This is a genomic window from Roseofilum capinflatum BLCC-M114 (assembly GCF_030068505.1).
In the GTDB taxonomy this organism is placed as follows: Bacteria; Cyanobacteriota; Cyanobacteriia; order Cyanobacteriales; family Desertifilaceae; genus Roseofilum; species Roseofilum capinflatum.
Map to the genome: position 1 here is coordinate 50,226 of NZ_JAQOSO010000101.1, position 23,470 is coordinate 73,695.

Annotated in this window: 22 protein-coding genes and 1 tRNA gene; 11 read left to right on the plus strand and 12 right to left on the minus strand. The window is 46.2% G+C overall.

Annotated features, from left to right (window positions below; genetic code table 11):
• The first annotated feature begins 7 nt into the window (after positions 1–7).
• From PMG25_RS19260 to PMG25_RS19275, 4 genes are all read left to right on the plus strand, one after another.
• Positions 8–574 (plus strand): Uma2 family endonuclease, encoded by a 567-nt coding sequence (locus PMG25_RS19260; protein WP_283768520.1) that lies wholly within the window; start codon positions 8–10, stop codon positions 572–574.
• A 131-nt stretch (positions 575–705) separates the two neighbouring features.
• Positions 706–1,887: a CAP domain-containing protein gene (locus PMG25_RS19265; protein ID WP_283768521.1), complete on the plus strand. Its 1,182-nt coding sequence runs from the start codon at positions 706–708 to the stop codon at positions 1,885–1,887.
• Positions 1,888–2,239: 352 nt separating this feature from the next.
• Entirely contained in the window at positions 2,240–3,133 is an 894-nt protein-coding gene (locus PMG25_RS19270) for an alpha/beta fold hydrolase (protein ID WP_283768522.1), read from the plus strand.
• 222 nt (positions 3,134–3,355) lie between these two features.
• Positions 3,356–6,247, plus strand: coding sequence for a PA14 domain-containing protein (locus tag PMG25_RS19275; protein WP_283768523.1), 2,892 nt, complete (start codon positions 3,356–3,358; stop codon positions 6,245–6,247).
• 219 nt (positions 6,248–6,466) lie between these two features.
• Here PMG25_RS19275 and PMG25_RS19280 read toward each other — a convergent pair whose 3' ends face one another.
• From PMG25_RS19280 to PMG25_RS19320, 9 genes are all read right to left on the minus strand, one after another.
• Positions 6,467–7,573 (minus strand): BtaA family protein, encoded by a 1,107-nt coding sequence (locus tag PMG25_RS19280; RefSeq protein WP_283768524.1) that lies wholly within the window; start codon positions 7,571–7,573, stop codon positions 6,467–6,469.
• A gap of 37 nt (positions 7,574–7,610) precedes the next feature.
• Positions 7,611–7,681, minus strand: a tRNA-Gly gene (locus PMG25_RS19285).
• A 47-nt stretch (positions 7,682–7,728) separates the two neighbouring features.
• Positions 7,729–8,484 (minus strand): hypothetical protein, encoded by a 756-nt coding sequence (locus PMG25_RS19290; protein ID WP_283768525.1) that lies wholly within the window; start codon positions 8,482–8,484, stop codon positions 7,729–7,731.
• 28 nt (positions 8,485–8,512) lie between these two features.
• Entirely contained in the window at positions 8,513–10,390 is a 1,878-nt protein-coding gene (locus tag PMG25_RS19295; protein ID WP_283768526.1) for a cyclic nucleotide-binding domain-containing protein, read from the minus strand.
• Positions 10,383–11,786, minus strand: coding sequence for a PDC sensor domain-containing protein (locus tag PMG25_RS19300; protein ID WP_283768527.1), 1,404 nt, complete (start codon positions 11,784–11,786; stop codon positions 10,383–10,385). Before PMG25_RS19300 ends, PMG25_RS19295 begins: the two co-directional genes overlap by 8 nt.
• A 17-nt stretch (positions 11,787–11,803) precedes the next feature.
• Entirely contained in the window at positions 11,804–13,045 is a 1,242-nt protein-coding gene (locus PMG25_RS19305; protein WP_283768528.1) for a cache domain-containing sensor histidine kinase, read from the minus strand.
• A gap of 43 nt (positions 13,046–13,088) precedes the next feature.
• A complete protein-coding gene (locus PMG25_RS19310; protein WP_283768529.1) occupies positions 13,089–14,507 on the minus strand; it encodes a DUF4159 domain-containing protein in 1,419 nt (472 codons plus the stop codon).
• 160 nt (positions 14,508–14,667) lie between these two features.
• Positions 14,668–15,234 (minus strand): Uma2 family endonuclease, encoded by a 567-nt coding sequence (locus PMG25_RS19315; protein ID WP_283768530.1) that lies wholly within the window; start codon positions 15,232–15,234, stop codon positions 14,668–14,670.
• A 53-nt stretch (positions 15,235–15,287) separates the two neighbouring features.
• Positions 15,288–16,286, minus strand: coding sequence for a phage tail protein (locus PMG25_RS19320; RefSeq protein ID WP_283768531.1), 999 nt, complete (start codon positions 16,284–16,286; stop codon positions 15,288–15,290).
• 371 nt (positions 16,287–16,657) lie between these two features.
• On the opposite strand from PMG25_RS19320, the gene psbX reads away from it, so the two are divergent.
• From psbX to PMG25_RS19345, 5 genes are all read left to right on the plus strand, one after another.
• Positions 16,658–16,777 (plus strand): photosystem II reaction center X protein, encoded by a 120-nt coding sequence (psbX, locus tag PMG25_RS19325; RefSeq protein WP_283752626.1) that lies wholly within the window; start codon positions 16,658–16,660, stop codon positions 16,775–16,777.
• Between the two features lie 171 nt (positions 16,778–16,948).
• Positions 16,949–17,812 (plus strand): Ycf66 family protein, encoded by an 864-nt coding sequence (locus tag PMG25_RS19330; protein ID WP_283768532.1) that lies wholly within the window; start codon positions 16,949–16,951, stop codon positions 17,810–17,812.
• A 14-nt stretch (positions 17,813–17,826) separates the two neighbouring features.
• Positions 17,827–18,360, plus strand: coding sequence for a TolB family protein (locus PMG25_RS19335; RefSeq protein WP_283768533.1), 534 nt, complete (start codon positions 17,827–17,829; stop codon positions 18,358–18,360).
• Between the two features lie 6 nt (positions 18,361–18,366).
• A complete protein-coding gene (locus PMG25_RS19340; RefSeq protein ID WP_283768534.1) occupies positions 18,367–18,576 on the plus strand; it encodes a hypothetical protein in 210 nt (69 codons plus the stop codon).
• Positions 18,577–18,593: 17 nt separating this feature from the next.
• Positions 18,594–19,112, plus strand: a complete 519-nt coding sequence (locus PMG25_RS19345) for a TolB family protein (protein ID WP_283768535.1) — start codon at positions 18,594–18,596, stop codon at positions 19,110–19,112.
• A gap of 116 nt (positions 19,113–19,228) precedes the next feature.
• Here the strand turns inward: PMG25_RS19345 and PMG25_RS19350 are convergent, their stop codons facing one another.
• Together PMG25_RS19350 and PMG25_RS19355 are read right to left on the minus strand one after the other, a co-directional pair.
• Positions 19,229–19,450 (minus strand): hypothetical protein, encoded by a 222-nt coding sequence (locus tag PMG25_RS19350; protein WP_283768536.1) that lies wholly within the window; start codon positions 19,448–19,450, stop codon positions 19,229–19,231.
• Between the two features lie 19 nt (positions 19,451–19,469).
• A complete protein-coding gene (locus PMG25_RS19355; protein WP_283768537.1) occupies positions 19,470–20,456 on the minus strand; it encodes a succinate dehydrogenase/fumarate reductase iron-sulfur subunit in 987 nt (328 codons plus the stop codon).
• Between the two features lie 452 nt (positions 20,457–20,908).
• Here PMG25_RS19355 and PMG25_RS19360 point away from each other — a divergent pair, with 452 nt between their 5' ends.
• Together PMG25_RS19360 and PMG25_RS19365 are read left to right on the plus strand one after the other, a co-directional pair.
• Positions 20,909–21,316 (plus strand): AbrB family transcriptional regulator, encoded by a 408-nt coding sequence (locus PMG25_RS19360; protein ID WP_283768538.1) that lies wholly within the window; start codon positions 20,909–20,911, stop codon positions 21,314–21,316.
• A 60-nt stretch (positions 21,317–21,376) separates the two neighbouring features.
• Positions 21,377–22,231, plus strand: a complete 855-nt coding sequence (locus tag PMG25_RS19365; protein ID WP_283768539.1) for a CPBP family intramembrane glutamic endopeptidase — start codon at positions 21,377–21,379, stop codon at positions 22,229–22,231.
• On the opposite strand, the gene cbiE is transcribed toward PMG25_RS19365, so the two are convergent.
• Positions 22,208–23,467, minus strand: coding sequence for a precorrin-6y C5,15-methyltransferase (decarboxylating) subunit CbiE (gene cbiE / locus PMG25_RS19370; RefSeq protein WP_283768540.1), 1,260 nt, complete (start codon positions 23,465–23,467; stop codon positions 22,208–22,210). The genes PMG25_RS19365 and cbiE overlap by 24 nt on opposite strands.
• Positions 23,468–23,470: the final 3 nt, after the last annotated feature.

Below are 23,470 nucleotides of genomic sequence, written 5' to 3' on the forward strand. Positions count from 1 at the left end.
ACTGAGTATGACAATTACTAATGTTACTAAAGTCTGGACAGATGATGAATTTATGGCTCTATCCTCTGATGGGCATCGTTATGAGTTAGTGGATGGGGAATTAGTCGAAATGGGAAATGCGGGTATGGAGCATGGCTATCTGGCCTGTCTTTTGGTGGCAGAATTGATGGCTTTTGTGCGCCAAAATCAATTAGGGGTAGTGTGCGATTCGAGTACAGCGTTTACCTTGAAAAATGGTAATCGGCGATCGCCCGATATTGCCTTTATCAGTCGTGACCGATTAAAGGGATTAAGCCGTCCAACCCGTGGATTTTTCGCCGGATCGCCGGATTTAGTAGTAGAAATTTTGTCTCCCGGAAATACAGTCGAGGAAATGCACACCAAGATCGTAGAGTATTTTCAGAATGAAACGCGCCTATTGTGGATCATTCATCCTGATGAACGGTATGTCTTGGTTTATCACTCCCCTGAACCCGATCGCCTATTGCGTGTGGGAGATACACTTGATGGAGAGGATGTAGTGGCAGGGTTTGCTATGGCAGTATCAGACTTATTCAAGCCATGGGATTTTTGAGATAGCTTGGCTTAGGGCAAGCAGGGATAAAATTTTAAGATTTATGACAATTTAGGCGATTTTGCATAAAACCGCCCTGATTTTTCTGAGATCCCTATAGAGGCCCTTATCACAATCTCAGGAGGTCACTTATGGCTGTGAATATCTATAATCCTCTACCTAGTGATGGTTTAGAAGCAGAAGAGCAACAACTATACAATTTGATTAATCAATACCGTGCCCAAAATGGCTTACCGGCTATTCCCCTATCCAGGGCACTCACGTTAGTGGCGAACCGTCACGTTGTTGATTTGCAAGAAAATATTGGCACACTTACTCATGGGTGGAGTGATGCCCCCTATGATGCCAATAATCCCAATACTTATCCCAATATGTGGGAAGCTCCCCAACGTTTCAACACTGGTTATCCAGGAAATGGCTATGAGAATGTTTTTGGCGGTTCAGGAGGCTATGTTGCAACCGCCCAAGATGCGTTTAATAGTTGGATTAATAGCCCTTTACATAATGCTGTAATTCTCAATCAGGGGACTTGGCAAGACAATTCTTGGGATGCTTTAGGGGTAGGTTTGTATGGGGGATATGGGGCATTATGGTTTGGAGATGAACCCGATCCCACAGGAGAACCTCCCATCAGTGGTTCGCCAACTCCCCCAACTCCCCCAACTCCCCCAACTCCCCCGACTCCCCCGACTCCCCCCTCTACACCGTTTACCTTGGGTTCTGATTTCAATGACCAAATTGCGGGAACGGCTGGTAATGATACCATTTTAGCCCTCGGAGGAGATGATATCGCCACGGGGAATAGTGGTAATGATTATGTTAATGGGAACCTGGGAAATGACCAGGTTGCAGGAGATTTCGGTAATGATTCTGTGCGCGGGGGTCAAGGTTTTGATTTTGTGACTGGGGGAGAGGGGAATGATTTTGTGTTCGGCGATCGCCAAAACGATCAGGTCTTTGGCGATAATGGGGATGATATCCTCTACGGTGGCCAAAACGAAGATTACCTCGATGGTGGAGCAGGGAACGATATCCTCTATGGAGACCTGGGATCGGATGTGGTTATTGGAGGCCCAGGAAACGATATACTGGTTCTCCGTCCTGGTGCTACGGATTTAATCTTTTACAACGATGCTGAAGATTATATTGGTTTACCTGGAGGACTATCGTTTAACAGTTTAAGCTTCACTTCTGGCAGTGGAGAATTAGCCAACGCCACCCTAATTTACCAAGCAGGAACCACGGATATTTTAGCGATTCTCCCCAATGTTGCACCGGGTCAACTCGATCCCGGAGATTTTATTGCCGTCTGATAGAATTGCAGCCAGAAACTGGAGTTCTCTAGCAACCCCAGTTTCTCAGCAACCAGTTGTCACTGAATTGGATCTACTGATATCAAGTCCGTTGGATCAGTTATAGTAAGTCATTGCGTTAGCGAAGCTTGCGCGAAGCGCGAATGGAACGAAGTGGAATGAAGCAATCTCCCTTATCTCGGTAAACTCGGCGTTAGCGAAGCTTGCGCGTTAGCGAAGCTTGCGTGAAACGTAAAGCGCGAATGCTTCCCTGCGGTCGCAATGACAACTATTCAAACGGACATGATATGAGGCGATCGCCGAAAATTGATTAAAATGGGAGCGTAATCATCGATAACAGAGCAAAGCGTACATGATTATCCCTCCCGGTTTTGAGCAAAATTCTGTGGTCACTAGCTTAGGCCGCATGGTCTACTACCACCCCAGTGAGTCCTTCTGGGATTCTCAGGTTAAGCTACAACCCAAATTAGTGTTTTTACATGGGTTTGGGGGAGGGTCATCGGCTTATGAGTGGTCGCAGGTGTATCCCGCATTTGCGGCCGAATATTATACCCTCGCTCCCGATTTAATCGGTTGGGGTCGTTCCGACCATCCAGAGCGCAACTATACCATTGAGGATTATCTGACCACCATTCGCGAGTTTTTAGAATTCACCTGTGAGGAGGAACCCTGCACCGTGATTGCCTCTTCTTTAACCGCAGCGTTAGTGATTCGGGTGGCTATCGACCATCCTCAGTTATTCCAATCTCTGATTTTAACCACTCCGGCTGGATTATCAGATTTTGGCCAAGATTATAGCGGGAGCTTATTTGCCCAGTTGATTAAACTGCCTCTGTTAGATAAATTCGTTTATAGCAGTGCGATCGCCACGGAAGCCGGAATTTCCTCTTTTCTGCAAACTCGCCAATTTGCTCAAAGCGATCGCATCTACTCAGAAATCATCGAAGCCTATCTAGAATCAGCCACACAACCCAACGCAGAATACGCCGCGCTCTCCTTCGTTCGGGGTGATTTATGCTTTGATTTAGCCAAATATATGCCCCGTTTAACCACCCCTACTGCTATTTTGTGGGGCAAAAAATCCCAGTTTACTGGCCCCGAAATCGGTCAACGGCTCGCGGGTTTAAATCCCGAATATGTGAAACGGTTTATGACTCTAGAGAATGTGGGACTCACTCCCCAATTAGAAATGCCCGGATTAACCATTGGTTTAATTCGTCAACTGTGGAAACAACTGCGGCCTTAAGTCATTGCGTTAGCGAAGCTTGCGCGAAGCGCGAATGGAACGAAGTGGAATGAAGCAATCGCACAATCCCCGAATCTTAGCGTTAGCGAAGCTTGCGCGAAGCGCGAATGCTTCCCTGCGGTCGCAATGACAACTCACATCCATGACTCAAAAATGTACATCATAGCAGCGCGAAGCGCTGTAATATTCAATCCTTAAAATTGTTAATTGATATAAAAAGTCATGCACTCTTCTGTTTATCTCCCCTTACTCATTTTAGGCTTAACTACAGGAACCTTTATTTCTGGGTGTCAAAGCTCACAAACCACTCAATCCTCGATCACTCAAGCGGCTAATCTCCCCTCTGGACGCACCCTAGAATTTACCCTCACGGAAAAGCGCCGGGTTTCTTTAGGTATCTTTAATGCTGAAGGGGTTTTGGTGCGGGAAGTGCTAAGGGGTGAACCCTATGAAGCTGGAACCCATCAGGTGACTTGGGATGGCTTAGATGGAGAAGGGAACCCCGCGCCTGGGGGTGAGTATACTTGGAAACGAGTCACCCATCCGGGCTTTACCTCCCGCTATGTCACCCATATTGGGGTCAATCCGCCATCAGAGTCGTATCATTTATGGCCGGGAGATCATGCAGGGGTGGGAACGGTGGCGGTGGATGATTCCGGGGTTTATTTTGGTTCACGGCTGACGGAAGTGCCTCCTCTGGTGGTGAAGCATTCCCCGGATGGTGAAGAGCAAATCTGGACGAAAGAGCAGTATTACAAAGGCGGTCGTCTGAAACGGCTGGCGGCGGGAGGGGGTAAGGTGTATTTGCTTAAAGATGAGGGGGGAGGCGATACGGAAACTCACTGGATTAGAGTGGTAACGGCGGATACGGGACAACCGGCAGGGGACTGGCAAATTACGGAGGGGGGCATTCAGGTTAGTGATGTTGATATTGAAGGTAATAATTTAGTTGTAGTCTTGCCAGATTTAGGGGAAATCCGATGGCTCGATCCGGAGAATCCCAGCATGGTTTTATCGACGGTGAAGGGGTTAGAGGGGGTGAATGCGGTTACAGCAGTGAGCGGCGATCGCCAAGGATCTGTCCTGGTTCATACCCAAGGTCGAGTGATCTTTGTCGATCCCGTCCAGGGCATTCAGGACACCCAAATCACCGGCTTACAGGGGGTTATCGCCCTCGATCTCGACCATACCACCGGGGATCTCTATCTGAATGAAACCAGCCAAGGGTCTCAGGTGTGGCGCTATGACCAGAATTTTCGCAAGGTGCAAGAGTATGGCTCAGAGCGGCGACCTTTTGGGGTGTATCAACAAGAGTTATTCGGGGATCTGGCGGATGTGACGGCGGATCAAAACGGTGGATTTTATACGACTGAACCGGGGATTTATCCTCGGCAAACCTCCCATATTCGCAGCGCGGACGGCTCGGTTTTAAATGCCTGGTTTGGGGGATTAAGTTATTATTTAGTGCCCACAGTTGACCCTAAAGACCCCAGCATTATTTGGTTAACCGGTCATGCTCCAGAGGTAGTTAAACTCCGGCTGAATGTAGATGAAGGAACCTGGGAGGTGTTAGAGGTCTATTCCTTTGCCGAACCGGGGGATAAACTCTTTGTGGAAAATCGGGCGATCGGCTCCCGTTGGCAACCGGTGTATTGGCAAGATGAACTCTATTTATTTGGTACGAAAAGACCGGCTATTTTGAAAGTCGATCGCCAGGAAGGGAAATTATGGCCCGTTTCCTTAACCACAACCGTCATTCACGACCCCAATAGTGGCCTGTGGAGGGGGTCTGGAGAAGACGGTTTTCCCGCGCCTTGGGTGGAAGCGGTGCGATCGCAAGGGTTTCAGGACTTAAGTCAAGCACCGAGAAGCTTTGCTTGGGGCGATCGCAATCAAAACGGCCTCATGGAACCCGAAGAATTCCTCTTCTATCCCCAAGAGTTTCGCTGGAACTTTGCCGGTGAAGGCGTTTGGGACGAACAATTCAACTATTATTTACCCACCCAAAACTTTGGCGCTTCCGATCCTCCCTTTGCTTGGTATAAAGTCCCCGTAGCCGAGTGGCTCGGAGATGACCCCAAAATTCCCTTTTATAACCTGCAAAACATCCAACCAGGGCCACCCATTCCTGAATCCGTGAATAATGCTTATTGGGGGCGAGAACTAGAACGAGACCCAGACGGCAATATCTATCTCGTCAGTCAATCCCATCTCACCGTTCATGAAAGCTTAGGAGGACGCTGGCCCAGCAGCCAAAACCGTGTCACTCGCCTGATAAAATGGAATGAAAACCAAGAACTTTTAGGCTTAATTTCCCGTAAAGTCTTCGATCATCGAGAAAAAGATAGCGGCAAACTCTATTATCCCATGCATGTGCGTTCTGGCCCCGATAATACGGTGATTGTCATCGATCAAGACCATACACCAGCCGCCGTTTATACCCAAGATGGCTTATTTATTGGCCCCCTATTAGACCAGCGCACCTTAGATGATTATCCCGATTCCGTTTATCAAGCCTCTTATCATCAAGATTTTCAGGGATTTGCCCTAACAGAATTTGCCGATGGTCGTCGGTTTTGGATTGGCCCGCAAACAGGAGGCCTACCGGTTTATGAAACCCTAGGATGGGATAAAGTTGAACAAGCAACGGGTCAACTAAAGCTAGATCAACCAGTAGAAACCATAGAATTCTCTGGAACTGGATTAACAGGAACCCTCTATCAAGATATCGAGGGTAACTCGGCTCTGGGAGAGTTTACGTTTCCCAAAATTGACATCGAACCCTATAATCCTTCTCCGATTTCTGGGGTTGCACCCGATGATTTTAAGATGGTGTGGGAAGGAGAGGTGCAAGCCAAGTTCAGCGAAGATCATCAATTTTATGTTTATGTGAAAAAACCAGAAGATGTAGGTAAAATATGGATTGATAATGAATTGGTGTTTGATTCTAAGGATTTAGAAAATCCCGTTCCTAAAATTGCTTTGCAAAGGGGAGAAACTTACCCAATTAAAATTGAATGGATTAACCGAGGTGGAAATCCAACAATCCGCGTGATTTGGATCAGCACAACGCTCGATCCGGAAGTAATTCCCCAAGAGGTGTTATATCCTTGAATGTTCACAAACAACGAACATAGGTAACGAATATAGGGCTTCGCGATTTGCGGATACCCCTCTTCAATCACAGTTATTATATTTTTCTTTTTGAGACTTTTCCTGACACTACTCTACAATACAGCACTTCGCGCTGTTATGGTGTACAGTCTTAAAGGCTCAAAGCCATGTACCACAACCCTATTCCCTAGCGCGTTCATGTCCGCGAAGCGGAAAGCGCTATAACTCTTCTATATGGAAGGCACTATAGAAAAATGCTTTATCTTGATTATAAAGATGATGGGCTAAATCAGAAAGGGGTTGAATTTGATGTGAACCTTCTAGGGAACAATGGCGGGGAACCAATAAATTCCAATAGGCTAATCTGCCCCCCTTACGCCCTTTTTGAATTAATTTTTCTAGGATTTGGTGATAAGAGTCTAAGGACATATATTCAAACATATCACTGAGATTGTAACGGTCAATGGTCTGGTTGGGGAGCTGATTCAAAAAGGTTTCTACCGAACAACAGTGCCATTCTAGGCGATGGAGATTAGCGCGAATGGTGTCAAAATGTTCTGGACGGAGGGCATAGGGTAAGGCGGTGGTATGATGACCGGTTAAAATCCATTGCAAATAGGGATTATCTGCCGGATTTAGTTGGGTTAAAGCATATTCAGTGCGCTCAAAAATACGTTCAGCTACATTGTCCGTCACATATTGAAAAAAACTGGGGTCTCGCCCTAGGTTTCCCATCACCGTTCGGGAGAAAAAAATCTGAAACATCCATCGCCAACGCCAGCTATTCCAAACGCGATGGTAAAAGGTTTGTCGCTCCTGGAGTGTCCCCCCCTGTAAGAGTTGGTGAATCTGGTTTTTGCCATGGACTAAGGGTAAAATATAGTGGCGAAAAATTTGAAAGTAGCGCTCAAATTTGCCACTATTTCCGATTCCTCGGTCAATTTCTTGGGGATGATTATCCCAAAACTGTTGCACCCGACTAGAAAGGTGGGAACGACAGCGCTGATACAGGGTTTTTCGGGTAATGGGTTCTGGGATTTCGGTTTGACTACCGATTAGATATAATAGCTCTGGATGGCTCAAACATTGATAGGCAGCAACCCGCAATTCTAAACTGGCTAGTTGTGCTAAACTCAGGTCTAGGGCAATGACTCGCTCTGGCGATCGGGTTAAGAGTGCTAGGGTGTTGTCACCGGCTGAAGCGATGGATAAACAGGTATCTCCAGGTTGAATGGCTAACCCTTGCAGGAGAATATCGGCATCTTCCCAACATTGACCATAGCGAATGTGGGAGAATTGGGCACGGGTTTCAATTTCACTAGACATGGTTTTTCCCCTATGCCAATGGGTGAGTTGTTTAGCAAGCGGGTAGCGGGAATCGAACCCGCATATTCAGCTTGGGAAGCTGACATTTTACCACTAAATTATACCCGCAACTTAAAATTAAAGCAATCTTATATTCTAAGATACCTCTAGATGGGCTATTTGTCAATAGTCTCATCAGGATCGAGGTTTAAAATTTCTCGTAATTGTTGATAATAGCGGTTGGCATAGTACCAGCGAGGATTGGTTTTGAGATTGACTGATTCAATTTTGCTTCCTAGCTCATTGACCACTCGGTTCAGATTCTTGAGTTGCGTCTGATAGTATTCCTGTTCGGCCATGAGTTGATCGATGGTAGCTTGCAATTCTTGATTCGTTTTCAGGCTCTGAGTCTGTTGCTGCCAGAGGTGTTGCCGGTCGAGTTTTAAGTGCTGGTTGTCTTGGCTGAGTCGATCGAGCTGGTGCTGTAAGTCTTCAATTTCTAAGAGGAGTTGATCGTAGCGAGTTTGGCGCAGTTGCTGTTGCCAATTTTGGGTCAGAGGGGGGGGTTCAGTTTCCGAGTCTGGGGAGAGATCGGCAGGGATGACTTGGGGTTCGGGGCATAACCATTGCACGGCTTCCATGAGTTTGGCTGGGGTTAATTCTGCGGTTGTACCTAATGGATGTTGCTTAAAAATACCGCCGATACATTTGCAGGCATACCAAGATTGATTGGAGCGCAAATGGCAGGTTATGTCGTAGACGACGGAATAGTGAGAGGGTTGCCAATAGACTTGAAATTTAAATTTTTTCTGGTGTTGTGCCCAGGTAGCAAATTGGGGGCTACCGACTTCTAAACCGGATTCAGATCGGGCTGTGTTCTGGGAGTTGGAGCGCGGGTTAATGTGATAAGTGACGAGGGGATAGGGTTTCATGGCGATCGCTGCTGAGAGGTAGGGAGATTCAGAGATTAAAGAGGGTTTTCATCCGAAATTTAATTTGCTGTAAGAGGTCGGTTTCGCTTTCTTCTAGTAGGCCATATTCTGCGAGGAGTTGCTTGCGCTCTTGGAGTTCGGTTTGGTGACGATGGAGATCTTGGGCAATTTGTTCGGCCATTTGCGGATATTGGTGAAGGACTTTGCCAAAGTTGAGGCGATCGATAGAGAACAGGGTGGTTTCTTCTAGGGCGATCGCCGTTGCGGTGCGCGTCCCTCCCAGCATGAGCGCCAGTTCTCCAAAGGATTTGCCCCCAGAGAGGGTGACTAAGGGCTTATTGATTTTCTCAACAAAGATGCGGACGGAACCGGTAAGGATAATATAAAACTCATCTCCAGGTTCATCTTCCCGACAAATATACTCCCCCACATGAAAGCGTTTAATCTTGCCCTCCATGACTAACTGACCTAACTGTTCAGAGCTTAGGTGTTGATAGTAGGGCACTTGAGCTAGAAGCTGCGGTAAATGGGGATGGTAGTTATAAACCGCGCGAATAGAGGAGGCTTTCTTCTGCAATTTTTTTAAGGCGGTGAGTTCGTAGGGGTTGTCTTTCGACTGGCTCACCTGGAAATTTAAGAGGTTGAGTTGTTCTTCTAGGCTTTGCTGGCGATCGCCCGTTTCTACCGCCATATCGATAAACACTCTGGCTAATTCCCCCACTTCATCCTCACGTTCAGTTAAGTTCTCTAAAGTTTGGGGATCGAAAGACTTCGATTTAATTTGATTGGCAGCTTCACCAAATTGAAAAATTGGTTTAAGAACCCAGCGACTGACTCCTAAACCCACCCCTAAAGCCGCTAATAAAATCAAGGCTTCTAAAACCAGCGTAATCCGAGCCTGTATTTGCACTTGCTGCATAAAATCTTCTTCAGGGATGATGACCACAATCAGCCAATCTAGACCTAAGCGATCGCGAAAGCTTTTAACTTGAAAACAGAATGTTTTCCTTTGCCACCGAAAGGATGAGTTGACGGTACTTTCGACTTGAGAAAAGCCCTCAAATTGGTTCAATAAATCTTGGGCGATCGCCGCAATCAACTCATTTTCACTGGCCGCAATATTTAACCGTTCTGAACTCTCCGCCGCTTCGTCAATCACTTGAGGATTAGAGCTGGCAATTAATAACCCTTGGCGATCGATAATTAAAGCTTGTCCCGTTTTACCAATGGTTAACGTTTGCATAAATTCATTAATCTGACCAAAGAGCAGATCAACACCCAAAACACCAACGACTTCACCTTGAGAATCTTTAACCACTTGTGCAGCAGTAATCGCTAATTCTTGGCTGTCAAAATCTCGATAGATATCACTCCAAATGGGTCGATCGGATTGCAGAGCAGCTTGATACCAAGGGCGACTGCGCGGGTCATAATTGGGGGTTTGTTGAACAATTTGGGTTGTCTGACCTTCTGAGGTTGTGGCATAACGGATTAACATAGAATTGGTCGTTTTTCCCGCTCTAGTGATTCCCACTGCTCCCGATTCAAGAATAGTTCCTCCCCGAAACTCACCTTCAGGATTACTAAAGTAGAGACTGGTAACCCCCTCAAAAATTTGAATTTGATTCCAAAAATAAGACTCTAATTGTTGTAAGTTACTCGGATTAATCGTGCCCAACGTAATGCTTTGAAGATTGAGTTGATTGATAGTCTGGGGAATCGATAGATAATCCCGAAGATTATTTTCTACATGAGCTGTAACTGTATTGGCAAGTTCCACAGAAACAATGTTGACATTTCGTTTTGTGTTTTGGAATAAAGTGACTGCAACCAATCCTATTACTAAAATAGAAGGAGCAACAATGAGGATAGGAAGATGATACCTAATAGAAAGAGTTTTAACCATGTTTTTTATAGAATTTATCTTGACGCACTCGTTGAGCTTTTTGTTTTAATTTATCCCAATAGCTTGATTTTAGTTCGGGTGCATTTTCTGAATCCTCTGAAGAAGATAGGGTTGCTCGATCTTGATAACTACTTAACGCTTCAATTCGTTGCTCTAGTCTGATTTGTCGTTCTTGAATTAACAAAGCCATTTCTTCAAAAACGCGACTAAACTGACCCATTTCATCATTGCGTTTAACTAGGTCAATATTTTTTTCAGGCTTAAATTTTTGATTCTTTAATTTTTTTGCAGTTTTATTTAATCGAAGTAGGGGAGAGACGACCAATTGATGCATATTCCAAACCGCTAAAAGACTACCTATAATTGCTGTTACAATCAGGAAGATTTGAACCCTCTTGTTTTGACCAGAATTAAAGACATCAGACTCAGATAGAATAACAATCACGACCCAGTTTAAATTCCACGGGCTTTCAATGGGTTCGACCCAAACTAAGTATCTTTGATTATTTTCTACAAAAATCAAAGATTGAGCTTCAGAAATTAGACTAAAATCACTAAATTCACGAATTAAAGTTTCTGCGATTCCCTGAATTATTGGATCGGGGCTTTCTGTCATCATTAGATGAGTTTCGGATTCTGGATCGAGTACGGTTAAGGGATCGGGATCGGAACTCGCTATAAATTGTCCATTTTGTTGAATAATTAAAACTTTTGCCGCTTTACTAATGGATAAATCACGGAGAAATTCATGGATACTATTGAGAAAATAATCCACAGCTACAACTCCAACTAAATTCCCTTGGCGATCGCGCACGGCTTGAGCGGCGGTAATTGCTAACTGGCGAGTGGTAAAATCTGGATAGACGGAACTCCAAACCAGATCGTTGTTTTTTTCTGCTGCTTGATACCAGGGACGAGTTGTTGTATCAAATACTGGGTTTTGATTAATGATTTCACCTCGTTGTCCTTCTCGACTTAGGGTATAAGTAAGCAATTGATAATCTGTTTCTTTCCCAGCATAGGATTGGGAAAATTGTCCATTATCTCTGATTTCAACACCCACAAAATCTCGATTTGAATAACCAAAATAAATATTGTTTATTGACGAAAATAATCGAATTTGGTTATAAAAATGAAGGGTTAAACTTTGCGGATCGTTCCAGACAGATGGATTGGATTGATAACGATTTAAGCTCAGTTTGTGAATCATCTCTGGTTTACGGAGATTGATACGAACTTGGCTTTTAATTTGATTCACAGATTCTCGCATCCAATGCATGGAGAGTTCATGCACTGTTTTATCTCGATTAAAGCTTGCTAGTAATTCAGTGAAAGTCAAAGTTGCCATTAAAGGAGCAACCGTTAAGATAGGAATTATTTTTTTGAGAGAAACCATAAGTCAATCTGAGTCAATTATTCTTTATGCCTAATCCATTGTGCTTTGCGCTTTAAAGCTTTAAAGTAAGCCATTTCCAATTCTTGTGCCTGACTTAAATTAGCCTGTTGCATTCTCAGTTTACGCACTTGTTCCGCTAAATTTTGCTGCCGAGAATCAACGACTTTAATCATTTCATCAAACCCTCTGGCTAATTGACCAATTTCGTCTCTTCTTTGACTGATTTTTTTTAATGTTTCAGAGCTTTCGGTCAAGTTTCCATCAATTACTTGATTAACATTTTTGGCAATTTTCAATATAGGTTTGGTTACTTTACGGGACAAAAAATAAACAATTAGTAACAAAATAACTGAAACAAAACACCCCCAAAGTAGTAAGTTTTTGGCAATTATTCCGGAAACAGTAAAAGCTTCTTCTTGAGTGATTTCTACCAAAATTGCTAAGTTCTTATCTTCTAGCCATCGGTAACTTCCAAGGACTTCTACTTGTTGATGATTTTGATAAAAATCAATTCCATCTTGACCGGACATTACCGCATCAATTCCTGGACTGCGTACCCATTCATTCGCTAGATCTGTATTTTGGGTGTCTACAAAGCGATTTTCTTGCCCCTGTTTACGGATTAAGTAGGCTTCATCGGTTTCTCCTAGTCCAGTGGCTTCTTGCATAATTTCATGGATTTTTTCTAGGGATAAATCAACCGATAAAACACCTATTCTTTCCCCTTGCTCATTGCGTAAAGGAGTGGCAAAGGTCATGGCTGTTTCCCGTGTAACAGGCGACGTATATAGAGTAGGGCGAACGGTGTCTAAGTTTTCTTTGGTAAAATAAGTGACGGTATTTCCCAAGGGTTGATAGTTGCCTTCTTCTTCTCCTTGAGTGGAGATCGAGACAATGCCGCTATTGGTGGAGATGGATAAGGATTGAATGGTATTTTCGGTTTCTAAAATGGTGTTAAAGTAATTCTGAAGCAGTTGATAGGATTGTTGATTGTTATTGTTGAGATAGTTTTGATAGGAGTTAACTAGAGTTGGGGTTTGGGCAATGAGCAAGATCGTTTTATGCTGTTGGGAAAACCAGTTATCAATCTGATTTTCTTTGATGGAGATGACGACTTCCATTTGACTGGTAATGGATTTTTTGAGCAGCTCAACGGATTGATAATAAATGACGATCGCCAATCCCACCACCGTGACTAGGGACAAGAGAGAAAAATATCCGACATGCTGGATCAGTAAACTATTATGCCAACGTTTCATTCTGGTTTCCTCATGATGTCTGTTCCTGCTGTGCCCTCTGACCCTACTGTTGCAATTGGTTTAAATGCCGTCTGCGCCAGGCAAAATGTAAGAGATTAATACCGAGTTCTTGGGCGTTGCGGATTTTTTCTCTGGGTAATTCTAGACCACTATCGAGTCCCCAAGCTAGGGATAAATCCCCGATCGCCAAAACCACTCCTCCCCAATTAAACAACCGCACTGGATTTTGCTTAATTTTCGGTAAGGCGCTAAATAAAAACGGTTGAGTTTTCAGGGGATGCCAGGGGGATAACTGCCCCAAGCGATCGCCAGCCATACCTAAGTTTATGGCGAATTGTTCGATGGAGGCACAAATTTCTTCAATTTGTCGCTTGAGTTCTTGCTCACAGGCGGCTAATTCTTCGTTTAACTGGGTTTTTACGTCTTGTAACTCGGCGGTATCGCCAATATCGGCGATCGCCTCTAAGAGTTCCTGCTGTACAAAACTCAACTCGTCTACTTGGGTTTCGTTTTCCAATAGCTCAATGAAGATAACCCCCCCTAATTCTAAATAGGCTCGTAAACTAGCGTTTTGAGCCTCATTAGTATTCAACGCTTGCTCGTAGCTTAAATAGATTAAATCATAGGGTTGCCAAGCCAACCCCTGACGAGCAGCCGCCGCTTCCCAGGACTCCTCTACCCCTTCCGAGTTCTCTGTATTCCAGGTCAGTGCAGCAACCTCTTCAATGCCTCGCATTCCCGGATCGAGGGCTAAGAAGGCTTGTAGTAAACAGGATAAATTAGAAGCGGTCAGGCGATCGCCCCCATTTCCCCCCTGCATATAAGCCACCTTTACCACTCCTTGGGGCCGCACCCCCACAGGAGAGCGATAGCGCAGATCCAACTGATTAACCTGGGGTGCAAACACATCCCCTTCGACTCCGCTCAGAGAACCCCCAGACGGCGATAACTGCACCGTTCCCGGAGAGAGCTGCAACCGGCATAATTCCACCTCTAAACCCGATGGAGGGCTACTTTTCTCATCGATGCGGAACGTTTCCGCTACCCATTCCACCTCAGACCTGCGTTGTAGGGTTTCCGGATCGACATAACTGAGAACCAAATACACGGTAACCGGAGTTTCCTTGGGAGTCAGAGCAATGCGAAAGGCGATCGCCTCATCTACAATAATCGGATTCCCCATGCGATCGATCGCCATTCCCGGCTGCACCTCCACCCAGCGCCCGTCGCGATACTGGGCCGCGATCGTATCAGGAGCAGAAATCACCCGCACCCCCAAACCATAGACAATTCCCGGTTGATGGAGCGCTTGATAATATAAATTTTGGCGCTGTCGATGGTAATCATGGGCCCGTTGCCAACGATAAGCATTTAACAGCAAACCATCCTGAACAACCAACCGTTCTAGAGGAACAGGGTGGGGAAACTCCCTTCCATTGCCACTATCAGCAGATAACGTCACAAGCCTTATTTAATCCTCATCTGTAACAGACAGTATGACCATAAAACTGTCATCTTTAGACAAAAATTAAAATTTAATTAACTTTTGAGTCACAAGAGTTAAAAATAACACAAAGTTTTCCATCTTTACCGGAGTAAAGTAAGCCCAGGTGAGCAGGGTTTTATGTCTTCCTTAACCAGCCAAATAAATCCCCAATCGTTAATTCTAATTCAGCCGCGAAATCCGGTACAGGCAGCCGATCATCTGGTCGATCGTAGACTTCTATCTCTTGTTTGCGAGTGTAAACCAATAGGGTTTGCTCTTGGGGGTCAATCAACCACCCCATTTGGCTCCCCTGCTTGAGACAATAGAGAATATTTTTCGTAACTTTAGTCGAACTTTGATCGGGGGATAAAATTTCAATCGTCCAGTCTGGAGCTAGAGCGAATAAATCCGCAATTTGCCCCTCTTCATCCGTAGGAATCCGATCCCAAGTGAACACGCAGAGATCGGGAACAATGGAGCGATCGCCAAATGTACATCGCAGCTCCGGAAATGCCTGGGCAATACGCTGGGGTTTAACCCTTCGATTAATAGCAAACAGTAATTCGCCCTGAATCACGCTATGTTTTCCTTTCGGCATGGGTTTCTGGATAATTTCACCCTCTATATATTCCCTCGCTGGCTTAGTTTCTGGTAACTCCAGAAACTCGGCTAAGGTTAATGGTTTCAATGATAGGTGTACCATATTCTGATTCTCTCATCCTGGAGATTCAAACGCTCATTTCTGTTGGCATAGTTCTAACCCATTTGTAACTCATAGGTACAAAACGCCGGTTTTTGCTGTTCAATCACCTGACGCACCAAAGCCTCATCCACCGACCCCGGAGATTCAGGTCGCAAATGTACCCGAAAATGGAACGGTTGCCCGCCCCCCAACAGGGCATCTTGTCCTAAGATCGAATTGCCCAAAACCAGGCCTTGGCTAAACGTTTCCAAAATAGCAATATGTTTATCTTCCTCCCGTTCCACCTCCTCATCTAGAGGTAAACCCGTAGCCAAATGTAAATACAATCGCAACCCTCTGCGAGTGCCCCGCCAGCGATAAATCTCTAGGGCGCGGCGAATTAATAACCTCTGTTGATCTAAACTCAAATAAGACTGCAATTCCCAACCCACCCAATGAGCTAGAAACGGAATCATCGATTCAGGAGCCGTCAACGGATCGAGATAGGCATATAAACTGCCCATCGTCTGCACATCCGGATTAAACGTTTCCTCAATAATCTTCAAAAACCTACCCACAAAATCCACTTCCCGATAGATTTGGGGCAAAAAGTCTAAATACTTAGATTGGGGACGCACATAAAAATTAAGATCCGCCACATCAATCAATTGGCTCGCTGTTCCCGGAACCGCCCCATACACCTGAAGCCGCCCCCGATAATTAATCCGTAAACTCGAATTTTCTCTTAGGGCTAGAAACGCTTCAAAAAAATCATCCGGCGCTTGAAATTCCAGCACAATATCTTGGGTCGTTCCCGGAGCAATTTGAGGATGTTCTTGTTCGCAAGAATACCAAGCTTGGGGAAAATTCCCCCGAACTTCCAGGGTCACATCTAAGGGTTGTTCTCCAGGGTTCCCCAACTTTACCATAAGCTGACTGGGTTCTCCCGGAACTAGCATTAAAGGAATACCTTCCGGCGCTAAGGGGTCATTTTCCAGTAATTCCGGGTCTGCATCCGGCAGACGCATGGGAATCACATCAAGATAGAAAGGACTAGAACGGGCAAGGGTCATAATGATTATTTGATCAACTTCAGGAACCTTAAAATGATATTGATATATTTAAGATTGGTGAAAGTGCATTCCTATAAAAATCCTGGAAAATAGGCATTATAGCGTGAAAAATGGTTTTCCTATTACCCTTCTGCCGTGCGAAGCGCTTCTAAGATTTCGATCGCTTGAGTGTGAGATGAGAAGGCAATTTCATAGTCATACGAGCAAAATCACTGAAGCCAGCCTATGTTACTGTCGCGCCTTAGACCTGCAACCGCAACTTGCTCCTCTGCCGATTGCCGAATAACCTCCAGTTTTTTGTCTCCATGTCAACTCATTCCTGTTAGAATTAGACGAAAAGTAAATCTTTTAGTAATCTTGCGTGAGGATCTATGACTCCTTCTTTAGCCAATTTTTTGTGGAGCCTGGTCTGGGGTGGCGCAATTGTGGTCATTCCGGCAACCGTTGCTTTAATCTTTATTAGTCAACGGGACAAAATCCAGCGCTCTTAAGGAATCAGAGCCAATTTTAAGCCGCAGATCCTTGGGTTTGGTTATATCACTGAGTCTCAAGGGTTTGCGGTAAAATTTTTCTAGGGAGTACATCTGAGATCCTGATGAGATCTTGATCGATCTATTACCAGCGCACAGCGCTATAGTTCAGTTTCGTGGAGTAGGCAAGTCATGGTCAATATTGGACTCAACCCAGGGGCAATGTTGGGCGTTGTCCTGTTTGGGGCCGGCGCTGGGTTGTATTTTCTCCGGTCTGTTCGCCCAGAACTGGCACGAGATCATGATATTTTTTTCATGGCGGTGGCGGTTCTCAGTGGTGGTATCCTGTTTTTTCAAGGATGGCGACTCGATCCGATCTTAACGTTTGGTCAGTTTCTGTTGACGGGATCGGCGATTTTTTTTGCGGTGGAAAGTATTCGCTTAAGGGGTTTGGCGACCTCGCGGGCGAAGCAAAATACGCCAATTGTGGATGAGGATCGGCCGGTGAGCCGGGCTTATACTTATGATGGGTATGATAATTACGATCCTCGGTTGGATCAGTTGGAGCCGGAGGAGGAACCGCGTCCCCGGCGGATGATTGGTACGAAGGAAGACCGCTATGGTCAAGGCGATCGCTATGAAGACCGTTATGAGGAGGATTATCCCCGACGCTCTTCATCGAGTCGCCGACGGAGCAGTTCACGCCCTTCAGCCACCTCTTCTAGTTCTGGACGTAGATCGTCGCGCCGTCCTGCATCAACGACCAGTAGAGGTTCTGAGGATTGGGAAACGTCGAGTTATCGGTCAATGGGATATGAAGATCCCTATGGGCCAATGGATGATGACGATCGCTCCTATGGTCGGTCTCCAGAGTCGCGAGAGTCTCGCCCCCCGTCTGAACCCCCCCGTCGCCCTCGACCTCCAGAGAGCGATAATGCTGGGTATGGCGATCGCCGGGAACCCGAACCGCCCAGGGAAGATTATGTGGATTTTGAGCCACTTGATGACTTAAGCAGCGATCGCCCCAACGATCAACCGGGGAATTTTGATTATTAGGGAGTGAATCAACTATGGCCGGTGGCTCTCGGTTAAGCCAGGTCATCCTGCTCAGTTTAGGAGTCTGGGTTGTTCTTCTGGGGGGATGCAACCAGGTAGAGGTTCCCCTCGGCCCCCAGGCAATTAATAGTCGCTATCGGGATGAACAACCGGCCGTCAGTGGTAGCGGTCAGTATGTGGCGTTTGTCTCTAACCGCGATCGCCGTCAACAAATCTATCTCTATCATCTGAGCCAACGTCAATTTGTCCAACTTCCTCGGCTCAATCAACCCAACGCCATCATCGAATCTCCCAGTATTAGCTACAATGCCCGCTACATTGTCTACCTGAGTAGTATTCGCGGCAAACCAGAAATTATTCTTTACGATCGCGTCACTAAACGACAAGAAGCGCTAACCTTAGCTTATCCGGGTTGGGTACGCAATCCTAGCATTAGCCCAGATGGCCGGTATGTGGTGTTTGAAACGGATCGTCGGGGGCAATGGGATGTGGAAGTGATCGATCGCGGCCCCAATATTGAACTCGATATTCCCGATGGGCCGGTATAGTGTCCCATGAGTTGTCCAGAATTTTCCCTCATCCCCCTACCCCCTTCTCCCCCAGGCGCTGCCCTGCTTGCCCTGCTTGCCCTGCTTGCCCTGCTTGCCCTGCTTGCCCTGAGCGAAGTCGAAGGGAGCGAAGTCGAAGGGAGCGAAGTCGAAGGGAGAAGGGGGAAAAGTCCCTCTCCCAGGGGAGAGGGATATAGGGAGAGGGCAACATCGTAGGTAATAGGTAATGAGTAATGGGTAAGAAGAAAGGGCCAACTGTTTTTTGGTTCTCTATGCTGGTGGTTCTCGGTAACTTGATGGGGTGTAGTTATCCTCAAGTGCTGGCGGAACCCTACGATCCTAATGGTAAAAGTCTCAATAGTGCCTATAGTGAATCTGACCCCCATGTAGCCGGTCGCTATCTGGTGTTTGCTTCCGATCGCGGCTTCAGTCAAGATATTTATCTGTATGATTTAGTCGATCGCCGCCTCATCGATCTACCGGGTCTTAATTCTTTGGATATGATTGCTTCTCATCCAGATGTTTCTGTAGATGGTCGCTACATCGTGTTTGCTGGTAATCGTCAGGGGGAAACCGATATCTATCTCTACGATCGCTCTCTGCGACAATTACGGAATTTAACAGGTGATTTGAATACACAAGTCCAAAATCCCATGTTAAATGCCGATGGGTCTCGAATCGTCTTTGAAGCCAATGCCAAGGGGCAATGGGATATTTTCGTCTACAACCGTCGGGGAGAGAGGATCGAGTAATGGGGAATAGGGAATGGGGAATGGGGAATAGGGAATAGGGAATGGGGAATAGGGAATGGGGAATAGGGAATGGGGAATGGGGAATGGGCGATCCTTCCTATCTCCCCATTCTCACCTTACTGCCAGCCAATCCACTCAAAGAAGGTTTGTTGACTGACGAATTCTAGAATTAGGAGGAGAATAATACCGATCATGGCAAAGCGACCATTGAGTTGTTCGGCATAGGTTGTCCAGCCAAAGGAGGGTTCGGAAGGGTTAGGCTCTGGTTTAGGCGATTCTGGGGGTGATTCTGGTGTAGTAGATTCGGGGGTAGATTCTGGCATGTCTTCAGAACTCATAAAACGTCTCCAAAAGGGGTTAATCTGTTGAGGATTCTAAGGTTTTAACCGCTTCAATGAGCGATCGCACTTCATCTGTACCTTCAGAAGGCTCAAACGTAAAGGGGAACTTACTGCGTGCTAACAATCTTAGGCCCACGGGAGCCAGACTCAACAGGCCTTTGAGGTCTCGAAAGGCATTACCTACAACCTTGAGGGCAAATTGGCGTTCATCCACCCAACCGCCCTCTTTAACCATATCTACCAGAATTTTACGATGGCGGATGGGGCGACTCGATTGGGCGGTATGGCGATCGAGAATTTCCCCTTTAATTTTGCTAATTTGCTCTAAAGGATCGACTTCCATGGGACAAACCGTATCACAATAGAGACATCGGGTGCAGGCCCAAACGCCACGAGTGGCATCATTATATTGGTCTAATCGCTCTGAAGTTTGACTATCCCGGTTATCGGCTACCATACGATAGGCCTTAGCCAAGGCATGGGGGCCAACAAAATCCGGGTTCACTTCCACGGCATTACATTCAGAGTAACAAGCACCACAGAGAATACAGTTACCGGTTTTCTCCAGTTGCGATCGCACTTCAGGAGATTGCAAAAACTCCCGTTCTGGAATCGATCTAGAGGCGGTACTCACATAGGGATCGACCTTTTCCAGGTTATCCCAAAACGATTGCATATCCACCACCAAATCCTTAATCACTGGGAAATTCCCCAAAGGAGCAATGGTAATGGTAGGAGGGGAATCCCCTGATGCAGTGGCTTCGAGTTCACTGGCCACATTTTCTTTACAAGCCAGAGCTGAACGTCCATTAATCCGCATTCCACAACTACCACAGATGGTATTGCGACAATTTTTGCGGAAGGCCAGAGTGCCATCAACTTCCCACTTAATGCGGTTGAGGCAACTTAAGATGGTCTCGCTCGGATCGACATCCAAGGTGTAATGTTGAACCCTTGGGGCGCTCTTTTGCTCTTGCCGAATGATCTGAAAAACAACTTCCATGACTTTAGAGGTTTGACTGAGGATGTCAAGGCATGACTTTATCATTCTACCTTTGCTTCCTGGTTCTGATTCACTTACAAGGGAGAGAGTTGGGCGATCGATCAATCTCGATGGGGCTTGAGACCGTTTAATCCTACTTGGGTTTTATCCCATCTTCTTATCGTTGACCCCCCTTTTTTCCTATTTAAGCAACAGGGACAGGGAGCATAATCCTAAAAGGTTCAAGAAAGCCTAAACGAATTCTTTACCCAAACCCTGAAAAAAATAAAAAAACTACAAAAATTTAGTATGATTGTGTAATATAATTGTTAAGTCTGTCAGGAAAAAGCTGACTTAGACCAACCTAAGAGTGAACTCCAGCAACTCTGAAGCAAGTTTCTTCAGGGTAGTGTGGTTATAGCTCTAAAATGTTGTCTGTGTTGTTCAAGTCCACCGAAAATTAGGGTATTCAAATGAGCCAAAAGGATTTACAACTTCCTGAAGCACCCTTAACGGGGAAAGCCCTGCTTCAAAAAGTCAAGGAACTCACCCATCTCTCCCGTAGAGAAAGGGCGAAAAAGTGTGGCTACTATACGAAAAAAGATGAAGACGATATCCGGGTCAATTTGGCTGAATTCTATGATGCGGTATTAGCAGCTAGAGGGATCGAGCTTGAGCCGGGTAAATCTAAGGATGGCCGGGGACGAGAGCCAACCTATCGCGTTAGTGTCCATAAAAATGGCCAAATTGTGATTGGTTCTACCTATACGGAATCTATGGGTCTAAAGAAAGGGGATGAATTTGAGATTAAATTGGGCTATAAACACATTCACTTGATTCAAGTGGATGAGGATGATAAAAATGGCTCTGAAGCGGATTAACCCTAGCCAAAGTCCAGACGAAAGACTACACTGAGAGCATCTGCGTCTGGATCGGGGGCCATGTTTTCTGCATTCATCTCTAGCTGGTTATTTCACCGTCTACCCAGTTCAGGAATTCTCAACAGTCTTGCTTTTTTTGTCTTGTGGGTAGTTCTGTGGTTACCGATCGCCATTCCTGTGGCTCGCCGTCTGCAATGGCATCCTCCCCATCCCTTAACTCCCCAACAAAAACTGTCCTTGCTGATGCCCCTATACCTCTTGGTTCCCCTGCTGTTAGGGGCAGTGGTTTGGATAGAAAAGCGACCCCTTTCTGACTATGGTCTGAGTCTAGATCGGCCGATTTTTCTCTCGTTAATGGCTGGTCTAGCTCTCAGCCTACTGACCCTATTCATTGCCTATGGTGTACAAGTCGCCTGGGGAAACTTAACATGGAAACCGGAAGAAGTCAACTCTTCTTTCCCCCAGATTTTAGGCTCAATTTTAGGGTTGAGTCTGTGGATCAGTGCCATAGAAGAAAGTGTATTCCGGGGATTTTTGCTCACCCAACTGCAAGGGGATATGGGTCAGCTCTGGGCGGCAATCCTTTCGAGTTTAATCTTTGCTCTCTCCCATCTGATTTGGGATGTTAAGGGCAGTTTAATCCAACTCCCTGGCCTGGCCCTAATGGGCCTAATTTTAGTGCTGGCCCGTTGGGTTGATGGGGGGAGTTTGGGGTTAGCTTGGGGACTTCATGGGGGTTGGATCTGGGGGTTAATCAGTTTAGATACAACCCAAATTTTAAGGCCAAAATCCGATCGCCCCTGGCCCGAATGGGTAACCGGTATCGACGGACAACCCTTGAGCGGTCTAGTGGGCATTTTAATTTTGGCAATGACGGGTTTAATTCTGGGATTAATATCCCCCCCTGGGGGTTGAGTTAAATGGTTCAATGGTCAAGAGAATGACGGGATTGAGAGGGGCAAAACGGGTAAATCGGCCCACGGGAAGCGACCGAGAAACCTGAACTTGTAGCACCCGATAGGTCAATTGGTGGCGATGAATCCAGGCGATCGCCTCTTGCCAATGTTCCAAGGTAGCCAGGGCCATCACTATTTTACCCCCTGGTAACAAGGTGGCTAAACAACAGGCTAAAATTCCTTGCAAAGCTTCCCCAGTGCCGCCAATAAATACTCGGTGAGGGGCAGGAATTTGGCGGAGAATATCGGGTGCTTTGCCTTGAATGGAGACTACATTAGAAATCCGAAAGCGCTGGGCATTCTTTTGAATCAGTTGGATTCCAGCCGCCGTTTTTTCGATGGCATAAACGTAGGCAGTGGGGACTAACCGGCCGATTTCCATGGAGACGGAACCGGTTCCCGCGCCAATATCCCAGATGGTTTGCTTGGGTTGTAGCTCCAATTCGCCCAGGATGAGCAGACGGATCTCCCGCTTGGTGATTAAACCGGGTCGATCGCCGAAACTGTGGAAGTGGCGATCGGGGATACCGAGAGCGGGTAAGGTGTTTAGATCGATAGCGCTATCTTGGGGTTTCTGTACCAGGATGACAATATTCAGGGGCGCAAACGTCCGCCTCAAGGCTTCTTGAGCCGATAAGTGATGGATCTGTTCATCGGTTCCCCCTAGGTTTTCGCACACCCAAAACTGATAATGGGTCGGTAAATCTAAATTCAAGAGTAACCGGGCGATCGCCCCTGGAGCATGGAGGGGATCGGTTAACACGGCGATGGGAGATGCGCCTTTTTGTAGCGCTGTCACCAATTCATCGAAATCTCGACCATGGATACTAATAATACTTGCCCCTTGCCAAGGCACTTTCACCCGACTAAAGGCGAGTTGCACGGAACTGACATGGGGATGAAAACAGAGCTGCTCTGGCGGAAAATAAGTGAGCAGCAGTCGCCCTAAACCAAAAAACAGGGGGTCACCGGACACCAGAATAACGATGGTTTCTGAGCTGAGACGCTCTTTCACCTGGTGCAGGGTTTGGGAGATGTCGCTTAAGGTGAGACGCTGGGCAGGGTGTTGGGGAAAATAGGCTAAGTGGCGATCGCTCCCTACCAATAGAGTTGCGCCCTCAATTATCTCTTGCACCGCTCCTGAGAGTCCAGCCGCCCCCTCCAAGCCAATACCCACCACATGAATTGGATTCATTCA

Bases quoted from the DNA above. Each gene is read 5' to 3' on its own strand.
- PMG25_RS19260 (WP_283768520.1), top strand. From the start codon at position 8: ATGACAATTACTAATGTTACTAAAGTCTGGACAGATGATGAATTTATG.
- PMG25_RS19265 (WP_283768521.1), top strand. From the start codon at position 706: ATGGCTGTGAATATCTATAATCCTCTACCTAGTGATGGTTTAGAAGCA.
- PMG25_RS19270 (WP_283768522.1), top strand. From the start codon at position 2,240: ATGATTATCCCTCCCGGTTTTGAGCAAAATTCTGTGGTCACTAGCTTA.
- PMG25_RS19275 (WP_283768523.1), top strand. From the start codon at position 3,356: ATGCACTCTTCTGTTTATCTCCCCTTACTCATTTTAGGCTTAACTACA.
- PMG25_RS19280 (WP_283768524.1), bottom strand. From the start codon at position 7,573: ATGTCTAGTGAAATTGAAACCCGTGCCCAATTCTCCCACATTCGCTAT.
- PMG25_RS19290 (WP_283768525.1), bottom strand. From the start codon at position 8,484: ATGAAACCCTATCCCCTCGTCACTTATCACATTAACCCGCGCTCCAAC.
- PMG25_RS19295 (WP_283768526.1), bottom strand. From the start codon at position 10,390: ATGGTTAAAACTCTTTCTATTAGGTATCATCTTCCTATCCTCATTGTT.
- PMG25_RS19300 (WP_283768527.1), bottom strand. From the start codon at position 11,786: ATGGTTTCTCTCAAAAAAATAATTCCTATCTTAACGGTTGCTCCTTTA.
- PMG25_RS19305 (WP_283768528.1), bottom strand. From the start codon at position 13,045: ATGAAACGTTGGCATAATAGTTTACTGATCCAGCATGTCGGATATTTT.
- PMG25_RS19315 (WP_283768530.1), bottom strand. From the start codon at position 15,234: ATGGTACACCTATCATTGAAACCATTAACCTTAGCCGAGTTTCTGGAG.
- PMG25_RS19320 (WP_283768531.1), bottom strand. From the start codon at position 16,286: ATGACCCTTGCCCGTTCTAGTCCTTTCTATCTTGATGTGATTCCCATG.
- psbX (WP_283752626.1), top strand. From the start codon at position 16,658: ATGACTCCTTCTTTAGCCAATTTTTTGTGGAGCCTGGTCTGGGGTGGC.
- PMG25_RS19330 (WP_283768532.1), top strand. From the start codon at position 16,949: ATGGTCAATATTGGACTCAACCCAGGGGCAATGTTGGGCGTTGTCCTG.
- PMG25_RS19335 (WP_283768533.1), top strand. From the start codon at position 17,827: ATGGCCGGTGGCTCTCGGTTAAGCCAGGTCATCCTGCTCAGTTTAGGA.
- PMG25_RS19340 (WP_283768534.1), top strand. From the start codon at position 18,367: ATGAGTTGTCCAGAATTTTCCCTCATCCCCCTACCCCCTTCTCCCCCA.
- PMG25_RS19345 (WP_283768535.1), top strand. From the start codon at position 18,594: ATGGGTAAGAAGAAAGGGCCAACTGTTTTTTGGTTCTCTATGCTGGTG.
- PMG25_RS19350 (WP_283768536.1), bottom strand. From the start codon at position 19,450: ATGAGTTCTGAAGACATGCCAGAATCTACCCCCGAATCTACTACACCA.
- PMG25_RS19355 (WP_283768537.1), bottom strand. From the start codon at position 20,456: ATGGAAGTTGTTTTTCAGATCATTCGGCAAGAGCAAAAGAGCGCCCCA.
- PMG25_RS19360 (WP_283768538.1), top strand. From the start codon at position 20,909: ATGAGCCAAAAGGATTTACAACTTCCTGAAGCACCCTTAACGGGGAAA.
- PMG25_RS19365 (WP_283768539.1), top strand. From the start codon at position 21,377: ATGTTTTCTGCATTCATCTCTAGCTGGTTATTTCACCGTCTACCCAGT.
- cbiE (WP_283768540.1), bottom strand. From the start codon at position 23,467: ATGAATCCAATTCATGTGGTGGGTATTGGCTTGGAGGGGGCGGCTGGA.